The following is an 11231-nucleotide window of genomic DNA, read 5'->3' on the forward strand; positions in this document are numbered from 1 at the left end:
TGTTTCGCGGCCGGTGATGCGCTTCAGTTCGATTGGAGCGAGGAATATGTTCTGTTGGGCGGCGTTGAGCACAAGGTCCATGTGGCCCATTTCCGTCTGTGCCACAGCCGCAAGCCTTTCGTCGTGGCCTATCTGAATGAGAAGCAGGAGATGGTGCTTGATGCCTTCGTGCGGGCGCTCGCATTCTTCGGCGGTGTCCCGCGCCGGGTGATCATCGACAACCCCAAAACCATGGTGACCTATGTCTCGCGATCAAAGGACCGGATCTTTCATCCACGCTTTCTTGCCTTGATGAACCATTATGTCATCGAACCCGTCGCCTGCACTCCAGCGTCGGGTTGGGAGAAAGGTCAGGTCGAGAACCAGGTCCAGTTTCTGCGAGGCGAGCTGTTCACTCCCAGGCTTGCCTTTGACGATCTGGATGCGCTGAATGCCTGGCTGCGGCTGCGGCTGCGCTGCGAGGAGTTGGCAAACCGTCGGCATCCCGATCAGCAGGATCGCACGATTGCCGACGTTTTTGCGAATGAGAAGATCGTGTTGCGCCCGCTGGGTCGCCCCTTTGATGGCTATGTCGAAAAAGCTGTGCGGGTCAGATCTACATGCTTGGTCCAATATGACAGCAATCGCTACAGTGTGCCGTGCGAACATGCTGGGCGCCACGTCTCATTGCGGGCCTATGCTGACCGGATTGTCGTGGTCGCGGACAATGAGATCATTGCTGAGCACAAACGGAATTTTACGCGCAATATCAGTTATTTCGAACCATGGCACTACGTGCCGTTGCTCGATCGCAAACCTGGTGCCCTGCGTGACGGTGCCCCTTTCCTTGATTGGAAACTGCCCAAGGCAATGGAGCAGATCAAGGATCACTACATGCGCGGATGCGGCGGCGACCGGGAGTTTGTCGACCTGCTTCTGCTGGCACTTGAGCATGGCATCGACGTGGTCGAGACGGCTTGCGACATGGCTTTGGAACAGCGCACCCTGCGCTTGCCCGCGATCATCAACCTGGTCAATCAGGTGCTGGAACCTACGATCCCGCCGCTGGAGGACACCCATACCTACCCGCAGCTGACCCTGCGGCCCGAGGCCGATTGCAAGCGATATGAGGCGCTGTGTGACGCCGGGAAGGCGGCAGCATGAACGCCCTCATCGATCAGTTTGCAGCCCTCAGACTCCATGGGATGGCGGCCTGCGCGGCAGACCTGCTGTCCGCCCGCACGCCGCCCAGCCTGACGACAGCGTTGAAGACCTTGATCGACGCGGAAACCCAGGAACGCCGCGTGCGGTCCATTCAATATCAGATGCGCATTGCCAAATTCCCCCACCACAAGGACTTTGCCACCTTTGATTATGGCGCTGCGACCGTCACCAAAGCGCAGATCGACCCGTTCTGCTCTGGCCAGTTCACCAAGGACGCGCACAACATCATCCTTGTCGGCGGAACCGGCACCGGCAAAACGCATATCTCGATCGCCTTGGGAACCAACCTGGTCAATCAGGGCAAGCGGGTTCGGTTCTATAACGCCGTCGATCTGATCAATGCCCTGATCGCGGAGCAGGCTGAGGGAAACACCGGAAAGATCATCAGGCAACTGACCGCCCTCGATTGCGTGATCATCGACGAGCTTGGCTATATTCCGTTTCCAAAGTCCGGCGGGTCGCTGCTGTTCCATCTGATCAGCAAACTGTATGAAACCACCAGTGTCATCATCACGACCAATCTCGAGTTCGGCGAATGGGTGTCTGTGTTTGGTGACGCCAAGATGACGACTGCCCTGCTTGATCGCGTCACGCACCACTGCAGCATCATCGAGACCGGGAACACATCTTTCCGCTTCGCCCAAAGCAAATCCCGCAACAAAACCTGAACCCGAAAAAGCAAAGCCCACAGACGAGCCTGCTATTCACAGGCCGCTCGCCTGTGGGCTTTGCCACCTCAGGGGCGGGTCATTTCTAAATGATCAAACCGGGTCAGTTTTGAATGCACATTGACAGTGATGGTCTCCTTTGCGCACGAAATGGGTCAGCTAAACACGCTGGCGGGGCGAAATCAGCAACTCGCGGCATTGCTGGCAAGGCATCTTGACGAGAAGGATTTTGCCAAGACAAACGAAGCACTGAACCCATTCGCGATTCTTCGCGACATGGAGGCTTCCGACCGGAAAGCAGCTCAGTGGTTTAACTTCGCGCTGTCGGCAGTGCGCTCCGGTCGACGTCGTAGATCCAACGTCGACATGCGCAGTCACCTAGAGGAACTGAAGGTCGTCTGGGATGGTTTCCTGCGGCCAAGAGAGATCGAATTAGACCTCAACTTTGAAGATGGGTTTGCTGCCGAAATCTTAGCGTTTGAAATAGACATCGACAGCATCTTTAACAATCTGATTCTGAATTCATTCGAAGCCTTTGTCGACGGTATGGGTGGAGGGGAACGGCAGATACGGATCTTCATTTATGCCAAGAGCAAAAAAGAGGTCGGGATCGTCTATGAAGACAATGGCCCGGGAATTCACAGCTCCATCAAGGACCCGAGTGAGATCTTCGAATTCAATGTCACAACGAAAAAAGATCGTGACGGCAAAGGTACGGGCACTGGCCTGGGAATGTGGATACTAGAGTCGGTAGTGCGTTCCTACGATGGGACAGTGCGGGCATATCGAAAGACCGAGGATTTTGGCTTTAGGTTGGAATTTTCCTTGCCAATCGCTAAGAAAAGTGAGGTCTGACGATGTTGCTTTACGTGGACGAGGAAGCTGACCAAGGACGGAGAGTCCTGCTTGCGGCTTTCCTATCTGGTCACTTTGAAGAAAACGAAGTTCAAACCACGATACCTGAGCCAAACCTTGAAGCGATGATCGAGAAGGTCATCGACTCGCGCTGCGAGGTATTGGTTACCGATTTTCGGTTAAGTGAGTACAAGTGTCACTGTACCCTAATTAATCAGAATCTGGTTTGAAATTTCCCAACGATTTCAATGGCGATCTGTACCCTTAATTTCCGTATTGTACCTTTAATTGCAATACTGCACCCTTAATTGCCAGACGGTCGAAACTGTGGAAAACGTAGACGCCTCTAGTGGTGCGGAAACGGACACTGGCCTTCCAGGGTAGGCGAAACGTTGAGTGACGCCCTGCAGCATGACCTGTGTAAATATTGTAATTAAGGGTACAACTTTTCCCCAAATCGCTCTGAATCCGCAGATTCTGATTAATTAGGGTACAGTGACAGGCGTCGCCCTGTTTCGCAGCACTCGGGTCAACGGAGAGTACGCAGCCTTGATTTCCAGATGCCCTGGCAAGCCGCACATGCACATCCGGACCCGCGGAACCGCGACCGTGATGCGCCCAAAGAGCGTGTCGATGCTGCGCTCTCGACGATCATGGACGGGAAGATAGCTCCCGCAAAATTGGCAAACGCGTGAGACCTCACTGATCTCCTCAACCTGGTCCTCCAACAGAACCCGCTGGATCTCCTTCAGGAGCGATTTTCCTTCTGCGAGGCTTAGTCCGAAATCCTCTTCGGACACCTCAACCGAGTCGCGCTCCACCGTACCCAGATCATGCGATCGTTTCTCGCCCCAGCCGAATTCGGTCTCGATCCTGATACGAATTTTCATCGCTAGTCCTCCTGTCGCTTTTCCAGAAGGCTAGCTGACAATCCGTCCACTTCCCCACCTTCTTTCCACTCCCCAGTGACACGAGCTTCGACGAGATGGCTGCGCGTCGCGATGACGCTGCGCACGCCATGGGCGGCCGTCGATTTGACACAGGGCAAAGGCAATCTGCTGGTCAGTGAACTTCGATTGCTTCATCGGCGACGGCCCCTCCAGGATGGCCTATCGTAGCCGGAAAATTCTCATTTGGGCTGGTCCAAAGTTTTGGGAGGGGACCAAATCTTGGACTTGTTGGACTTGCCCCAACGCTGGACCGCTGCCCTGAGCCTCTTCTCGTTTTCTAAGCCATCAGATGGCAGGTTGCTCCGATGGATTTCATGAACTCGATCGGGGTCTTGTTTCCGATCGATCTGTGTGGTCATAGTGCCACGTTGCACAAGAGCGCATCCGGATTGACGTGGATTCAACTACTTGCCAAGTTCGTGCGCATTTTCGTCAATTTTCAGAGTGGATCTGGTGTCTTGCTTAGGCGGCATGTAGACTCTTTATGTCATGTAAACGAGGCCAGTGAGAGCCAGTTTCGAAGTCTCGGACAATGAGCTATATAGTACCGGAGAAGAAAGAACGGCTGGAACGCAGCTGCTCCGTGCGAGGAGCGGTTGAGATCGTCCTCGACAGTTGGTCCTTCTTGATCATACGCGAGGCGTTTTTCGGCGTTCGTCGATTCGACAGGTTTCAGGAGCGGCTTGGCATTCCACGTCAGACACTCTCGACAAGGTTAAACGCACTGATCGACAACCTGATTTTTGTCACAGGCCGTAAGGAAGGTGAGCCTGGGAACCAGTATTTCTTTACCGAGCGCGGCAAGGATCTGTTTCCCACCATGCTGTCACTGATGGAATTTGGCGATGCTTGGCTGCGAGGCGATGGCGAGCCACCGTTGCAGATGATCCATACGACTTGTGGGGCACACATGCATCCGGTGACCGTCTGCTCCGAATGCAAGGAACCAGTGGAGACTAACACAGTCCATTTCCGTGATGGCCCCGGCGCAGGATACCTGCCGATAAGCGGACGACCAAAGACCCGGCGCAGTTCTGATCCAAATGTGCTGGAACGCGTGCGCCCCTGTTCCGTGGCCCGGTCCTTGCAGATCATTGGCGACAAGTGGAGCTTCCTCGTCCTTCGCGAGGCCTATTTCGGCGTCCGGCGCTACGACGAGATGCGCGAAAAACTCGGGATCGCGAGCAACGTTTTGGCCGACCGGCTGGCGCGGCTGGTCGAGGCCGGCATCTTCGACAAGGTGCCTTACGGAAACGGGGCAGGGCGATACGAGTACCGTTTCACCGAAATGGGACGCGCCCTCTACAAGCCGATGATCGTCATGATGGCTTGGGGTGACAGGTGGCTGAACCCCGGCGCAGCACCGCTGCGGCTGCGCCATCGGACCTGCGGGAATGATTTCACTCCGCAGGTCGTGTGCAGCGAATGTAAAAAGCCATTAGAGGCGAACCAGACTGACTACACCCTGCATTACAAACTGAGCGTGCCTTAACCGGAGTCAATGGCTGTCCGGATCCTGCCGTTCCATCATTGCGGATAGACGCGCCTTGGCCTCACCCCAGATACCGCGCCGGAAAAGCATCACGCAGGCCATGAAGATCACGCCAACGACGAGCGAGACGGGCAGGCCGGAAGTGGCGAGGTAATGCTCGAGCGCCACGACGAAGGTCGAGCCGATTATCGGACCCGCGAATGTGCCGAGGCCCCCGATAAGAGTCATCAGCACGACCTCGCCCGACAGGTGCCACGACACGTTACTGAGCGCGGCAAGCTGGAACGACAGCACTTTCAGCGAACCGGCAAGGCCTGACAAGGTGGCCGACAGAACAAAAGCCATCAGCTTGTAGCGCGCGACATCCAACCCGAGAGAGACGGCGCGCGGCTCGTTCTCGCGAATGGCCGCAAGGATATGGCCGAAAGGCGAATGGATGGTGCGCCAGATCAGCAGTAATCCAAGCAAGGCAAGGCTCAGGACGACGAAGTACATGGCCCGGATGTCACTCAGGTCGATCAGGCCCAGCAGTGTGCCGCGCGGGATAGACTGGATGCCGTCTTCGCCATTGGTGAAAGGCATCTGAACCGCGAGGAAGTAGATCATCTGCGCGAGAGCGAGGGTGATCATGGCGAAATAGATGCCATGACGCTTGATTCCGATCAATCCCATGACAAGACCGATGAGAGCAGCGAAGGCCATGCCGGCAAGGATCGCGATCTCGAACGGCCAGCCCCATTCCTTGGCCACGTGCGCCGTAACGTAGGCTGCGCCCCCGAAAAACGCCGCGTGACCAAGCGACAGCAATCCTGCATATCCGAGAACGAGGTTCAGCGCCGAAGCAAAGAGCACGAAGCAAAACACGTTCATCAGGAACAGCGGATAGACCGTGAAGGGCGCAATCAACAAGGCAACCGCGAGACTCAGCGCACTTATCCACTTGAGGGCAGGGGAGTTTAGTAGAGTTAAAAGGGTGGACATCTAGGCCTCCCGCCCGAAAAGCCCCGCGGGCCTGATGATAAGAACGATCGCCATGACGACAAAGATCACGATGGTCGAGGCGGAGGGATAGAACGTCTTGGTCAAACCCTCGATCACACCAAGCGACAACCCGGTCAGGATCGACCCGCCGATCGAACCGAGGCCACCGATCACCACCACCGCGAAGACGACGATGATGAGATTCGACCCCATTCCAGGGGAAACCTGATAGATCGGGGCTGCCAGCACACCCGCGAACCCCGCGAGACCGACGCAGAAACCGTAGGTCAGCGTCAGCATCAGCGGCACATTGATCCCGAAGGCAGTGACAAGCGAGGGGTTCTCAGTTGCGGCACGTAGCCAGGCTCCAAGGCGGGTTTTTTCGATAACCAGCCAGACGGCGACACAGACGATGACAGCCGCGACGATCACCCAGGCACGGTAGACCGGAAGGATCATGAAGCCGAGCTTGAATACACCAGCCAGCTGCTCGGGCACAGGATAGGGTTTCCCGGCGGAGCCGTAGATATAGCGGAAGAGCCCTTCGAGCGCGAGCGCCATGCCGAAGGTGAACAGCAGCGAATAGAGGTGGTCGACTTTGTAGAGATGCCGCAAGGCCAGCCGCTCGATCACGATGCCGAAGAGACCCACGATCATCGGTGCGACGAAAAGGGCGGTCCAGTAGTTGATGCCCACGGTGGACAACAGGATCCAGGTAACGAAGGCTCCCATCATGTAAAGCGCGCCGTGGGCGAAGTTGATCACGTTCAGCATGCCGAAGATGATCGCAAGGCCCAGACTGAGCACCGCGTAGAATGACCCGTTGATCAACCCGAGCATGATCTGCCCGAGCAAGACGACCATAGGGACGCCGAAGATGTCCGGCATGGCTTCCTCCCTTTCAGACGCCAAGATAGGCGTCGATCTTCGATATATCCGCGCGAAGCGCGTCGTTGCTGAATTCGTCCACGATACGGCCCTGATCCATCACGTAGTGACGGTCCGCGCAGTTGGTCGCGAAGCGTGTGTTCTGCTCGACCAGAATGATGGTCAGGCCCATGGACCTGAGCGTGCCCAACGCGCGGGCAATGTCATCGACGATGACCGGGGCAAGGCCCTCGGTCGGTTCGTCGAGCAGAATGAAATCGGCGCCAGTCCTGAGGATCCGGGCGATCGCCAGCATCTGCTGTTCGCCGCCCGACAGGCGCGTGCCGATCGTCCGGTCGCGGCCCTTGAGGTTGGGAAACAGCTTGTGGATGTCCTCGATACTCATTCCGCCGGGTTTCACGATGGGTGGTAGCACGAGATTCTCAGCCACGGTGAGGGAAGAGAAGATCCCCCGCTCTTCCGGGACGTATCCGAGACCGAGCTTCGCGACCCGGTGTGGCGGCGTGGCCAGCAGGTCAGTGCCGTCCAGAACCGCCTTGCCCTTTCTCTGACGCACAACACCCATGAGCGTCCGCATCATTGTCGTCTTTCCCGCGCCGTTACGACCCAGCAGGGTGACGACCTCGCCCCGGTTCACGTGAAAGCTGGCCCCGTGCAGGATGTGGCTTTCGCCATACCAGCTGTGCAAGTCTTCAACCTCGAGCCTGTGGTCAGTCATGGGCACCTCCGATATAGGCCTGTCGGACCTCAGGGTCGGCAGAAACGATGTCGTACGTGCCTTCGGCGATAATCTCTCCGCGCCGTAGGACCGTGATCGTGTCCGAGATGTCGGCGACCACGGACAGGTTGTGCTCCACCATCAGCACGGTGCGACCCTGCGCGACCTTCTGGATCAGGGCTGAGGTGCGCTGGATGTCCTCTTGCCCCATGCCGGCCATGGGTTCGTCGAGTAGGATGACCCGGGGGTTCATCGCCAATGTGGTCGCCAGTTCCAATGCCCGCTTGCGACCGTATGGCAGTTCGATTGCGATCCGTTGCGCGTAGTTCTCGAGTCCGATGTCCGCGAGAAGCGACATCACCTCTTCATCGTACTTCCTTAGCCGCCTGTCCGAGAGCCAGAAGTCCATCGTCTCACCATGACGCGACTGAAGCGCAATTCGCACGTTCTCAAGCACGGAGAGATGCGGAAAGACCGAGGAGATCTGGAACGAACGGACCAGCCCTTGCCTGGCCAGGCTCGCCGGACTCGCATGTGTGATGTCTGTGCCATCGTAATAAATCTGTCCGGCGGTGGCCGGCAGGAAACGAGTCAGCAGGTTGAAAAGCGTGCTTTTCCCCGCGCCGTTCGGGCCGATCAGAGCATGTATCGTTCTTTCGCGAACCGAAAAGTTCACGTCGTTCACGGCCACGAAGCCGCTGAACGACCGAGATAGGCCGCGCGTTTCAAGGATGGCCTTTGCGGTCTCCATTATCACTCCCCAGTTCCCGCAGGCTCGTGGCACTTTTGCGGGTTTTCCCTCATTTCCCTTGACGACGATAATTCATTATAGTCTAATAGTGCAAGTTAAAATTTTTGAGAACTGAAGTGAGCCACCAAGAAAGCTCCCAAATAAAGGTTGTTTGTGGCTAATATCCAGTAATCACTCTGTAGTAAGTTCATTACTGCAACCACAATGCCGCAATACGGTGTATAGGAGGAACGAATGGAAAAGCGAATCAAGTCTCGGTTTGTCGGAGTTGCAGTTGCGGCCGTGATGGCGGCTGCTCCGGCGCTGGCGGCTGACGATCAGGTCAAGATCGGCGTACTGACAGACATCAGCGGCCAGTTCAGCCACGAATCCGGAAAGGGCGCGGTTACGGCTGTCGAGATGGCGGTAGAAGATTTCGGTGGCGAGGTGCTCGGCAAGCCGATCGAGGTAATCTTCGCCGATCACCAGAACAAGCCCGAGATCGCGGCAGCCACCGCGCAGGAGTGGTATGAAAGCGAAGGCGTCACGCTGATCGGCAACCTGATCAACTCGGGCATCGCCCTATCGGTGGCGCAGATTGCGGCCGAGAAGAACGGCATCGCCATCGTGACCGGCTCAGGCTCGTCCCGTCTGTCGGGTGCTGGCTGCACGCCGAACTCCATCCACTATGCCTATGACACCTACGCGCTAGCCAACGGTACGGCGAATGAGTTGGTCAGCGAAGGCAAGAAGAAGTGGTACTTCCTGACCGCTGACTACGCCTTTGGTCACGCGCTCGAGGCCGACGCCTCAGCCATCGTCGCCAAGGCGGGCGGCGAAGTCGTGGGATCGGTGAAATATCCTATCGAGACGACGGACCACTCGGCCTTCATGCTTCAGGCGCAGGCGTCAGATGCCGACGTGGTCGCCATCGCGGGCTCGGGCACGACCTTCATCAACGCGGTGAAGTCAGCGCGCGAATTCGGTATGGCCGACACCGGTAAGCTGACCGCAGGCCTTCTGGTCTGGCTGACCGACGTCAAGGCACTCGGGCTAGAGGCTGCGCAGGGCATGATCCTGACCAACGCCTTCTACTGGGATCAGGACGAAGAAAGCCGCGCCTTCGCGGAGCGTTTCATGGAACGAATGGGCGTGATGCCGCATATGGGCGACGCAGGCGACTATTCCTCGACTATGCATTACTTGAAGGCGGTCGAAGCCGCTGGCACCACCGAGGCGCAGGCCGTCATGGCCAAGATGCGCGAACTGCCAATCGACGACTTCTTTGCCAAGGGCGGGAAGATCCGCGAAGACGGCCGGATGGTGCACGACATGTATGTCTATCAGGTGAAGACCCCCGCGGAGTCCAAAGGCGAGTGGGACGTCTACAAGCTGGTCCAGACCATTCCCGGCGACGAAGCTTTCCGGCCGCTGTCTGAAAGCGAATGCCCACTCGTCAAGTAAATCAACTGATGGAGTCTCGCCGGCACCCCCGGGGTGCCGGCGCTAACCGAACGGAGTTCTCATGAAGCTTGAAGACAGTGTCACATTGCCCTGTGGTCGGGAGACTGCGTGGGCCGCGCTTAACGACGCTGATGTACTGCGCCAATGCATCCCCGGCTGCGAAGAGCTACTTCAGGATGCGCCTGACCATATGGCCGCGAAGGTCGCGTTGAAAGTCGGACCGGTCAAGGCGAAGTTCGCGGGCGAGGTCACGCTGAGCGAGATCAAACCGCCGGAAAGCTATTTTCTGTCTGGCGAAGGCAAAGGCGGCGTCGCGGGCTTTGCCAAGGGGTCTGCCCTTGTCCGGCTGGAACAAGTGTCCACCGAGGAAACCATCCTGCATTATTCCGCCAGCGCCGATGTCGGGGGAAAGCTGGCACAGATCGGATCGCGGATGCTCGACTCGACGGCGCAGAGGCTGGCCCGCCAGTTCTTCGACAAGTTCCGCGACTGCGTGTCCGCCAAGGCTGGCGTATGAGCGACATCCTCTGCGATATCGCCGATGGCGTAGCCGTGGTGACGATCAACCGTCCCGACCTGCGCAACTCGGTCACCTATGCCATGTGGCGGGAGTTCGGTGACATCTTTGCCCACCTGTCCGGGGATCGCACGGTTCGCTCGATCATTCTGACGGGCGCGGGCGGCGATTTCTCGGCCGGGGCCGACGTCGCCGAATTTGCCACAGTCCGTGAGGACCTGGAGAAGGCGAAGGCCTACGAAGTTGCCGTAGACTATGGGTGTGCGGGCATCGCGCATGCGGCAAAGCCGGTGATTGCCGTGAACCTCGGCTATACACTGGGCGGGGGGGCGCACCTAGCCATGTCGACCGATTTCAGGTTTGCGCACAAGAATGCCAAGTTCGGCATTCCGGCGGCACGGCTGTCTATCGTCTACGGGGTCGAAGCGACACGAAAGCTGCTGGCGCTGGTCGGACTGACCGAAGCAAAGCGCATCCTCTATTCTGCCGAGCGCTTCGACGCTGACCACGCCCTGCGCATCGGATTTGTCGACCGAGTTTGCGAGGACCCGATGGCCGAGGCGCTGGCCTATGCGCGCGATCTTGCCTCGCGTGCGCCGCTGACCCAGGGCGGTGCTAAATACATTTTGAACGGGCTAAGTTTTGGCACGTTCGATGAAGATGATGCCAATGCGCTGATCGACGTGGCGGCCGCCAGCAATGATTATGCAGAGGGGCGCGCGGCCTTTGCGGAAAAGCGCGACCCGCAGTTCAAAGGGCGTTGAA

11 protein-coding genes and 1 pseudogene are annotated in these 11231 nt (G+C 57.7%); 7 read left to right on the forward strand and 5 right to left on the reverse strand.

Going from position 1 to position 11231, the window contains the following annotated elements:
- The 3 genes from istA to BSG08_RS18110 all read left to right on the forward strand — a co-directional run.
- Positions 1–1143: IS21 family transposase (gene istA, locus BSG08_RS18100; RefSeq protein WP_093039281.1), on the forward strand; the 1143-nt coding region annotated here is incomplete at its 5' end.
- Positions 1140–1871, forward strand: a complete 732-nt coding sequence (istB, locus tag BSG08_RS18105) for an IS21-like element helper ATPase IstB (protein WP_093039248.1) — start codon at positions 1140–1142, stop codon at positions 1869–1871. The genes istA and istB, both read left to right, overlap by 4 nt.
- A 129-nt stretch (positions 1872–2000) precedes the next feature.
- On the forward strand, positions 2001–2726 hold the full coding sequence (locus BSG08_RS18110) for an ATP-binding protein (RefSeq protein WP_093039249.1): 726 nt from the start codon (positions 2001–2003) through the stop codon (positions 2724–2726).
- 500 nt (positions 2727–3226) lie between these two features.
- On the opposite strand, the pseudogene BSG08_RS18120 reads toward BSG08_RS18110, so the two are convergent.
- Positions 3227–3616, reverse strand: a pseudogene (locus BSG08_RS18120) (ISKra4 family transposase); the annotation flags it as partial.
- A 592-nt stretch (positions 3617–4208) separates the two neighbouring features.
- Here BSG08_RS18120 and BSG08_RS18125 point away from each other — a divergent pair.
- The gene (locus BSG08_RS18125; protein WP_093039252.1) at positions 4209–5168 is read left to right on the forward strand and encodes a winged helix-turn-helix transcriptional regulator; all 960 of its coding nucleotides are present in this window, start codon (positions 4209–4211) and stop codon (positions 5166–5168) included.
- A 6-nt stretch (positions 5169–5174) separates the two neighbouring features.
- On the opposite strand, the gene BSG08_RS18130 is transcribed toward BSG08_RS18125, so the two are convergent.
- The 4 genes from BSG08_RS18130 to BSG08_RS18145 are packed head-to-tail and all read right to left on the reverse strand — an operon-like array spanning position 5175 to position 8506.
- The gene (locus BSG08_RS18130) at positions 5175–6149 is read right to left on the reverse strand and encodes a branched-chain amino acid ABC transporter permease (RefSeq protein WP_093039253.1); all 975 of its coding nucleotides are present in this window, start codon (positions 6147–6149) and stop codon (positions 5175–5177) included.
- Positions 6150–7037, reverse strand: coding sequence for a branched-chain amino acid ABC transporter permease (locus BSG08_RS18135; protein WP_093039254.1), 888 nt, complete (start codon positions 7035–7037; stop codon positions 6150–6152).
- Between the two features lie 13 nt (positions 7038–7050).
- Positions 7051–7755 carry an ABC transporter ATP-binding protein gene (locus BSG08_RS18140; RefSeq protein WP_093039255.1) on the reverse strand — a complete coding sequence of 235 codons (705 nt, stop codon included), beginning with the start codon at positions 7753–7755 and terminating at the stop codon, positions 7051–7053.
- Positions 7748–8506 carry an ABC transporter ATP-binding protein gene (locus BSG08_RS18145; RefSeq protein WP_093039256.1) on the reverse strand — a complete coding sequence of 253 codons (759 nt, stop codon included), beginning with the start codon at positions 8504–8506 and terminating at the stop codon, positions 7748–7750. Before BSG08_RS18145 ends, BSG08_RS18140 begins: the two co-directional genes overlap by 8 nt.
- Before the next feature lie 234 nt (positions 8507–8740).
- On the opposite strand from BSG08_RS18145, the gene BSG08_RS18150 reads away from it, so the two are divergent.
- From BSG08_RS18150 to BSG08_RS18160, 3 genes are all read left to right on the forward strand, one after another.
- On the forward strand, positions 8741–9949 hold the full coding sequence (locus BSG08_RS18150) for an ABC transporter substrate-binding protein (RefSeq protein WP_093039257.1): 1209 nt from the start codon (positions 8741–8743) through the stop codon (positions 9947–9949).
- A 61-nt stretch (positions 9950–10010) separates the two neighbouring features.
- Positions 10011–10466, forward strand: a complete 456-nt coding sequence (locus tag BSG08_RS18155) for an SRPBCC family protein (RefSeq protein WP_093039258.1) — start codon at positions 10011–10013, stop codon at positions 10464–10466.
- The gene (locus BSG08_RS18160; RefSeq protein ID WP_093039259.1) at positions 10463–11230 is read left to right on the forward strand and encodes an enoyl-CoA hydratase-related protein; all 768 of its coding nucleotides are present in this window, start codon (positions 10463–10465) and stop codon (positions 11228–11230) included. Before BSG08_RS18155 ends, BSG08_RS18160 begins: the two co-directional genes overlap by 4 nt.
- Position 11231: the final 1 nt, after the last annotated feature.

Origin of the sequence: Roseovarius azorensis (assembly GCF_900109455.1) — a bacterium.
In the GTDB taxonomy this organism is placed as follows: domain Bacteria; phylum Pseudomonadota; class Alphaproteobacteria; order Rhodobacterales; family Rhodobacteraceae; genus Roseovarius; species Roseovarius azorensis.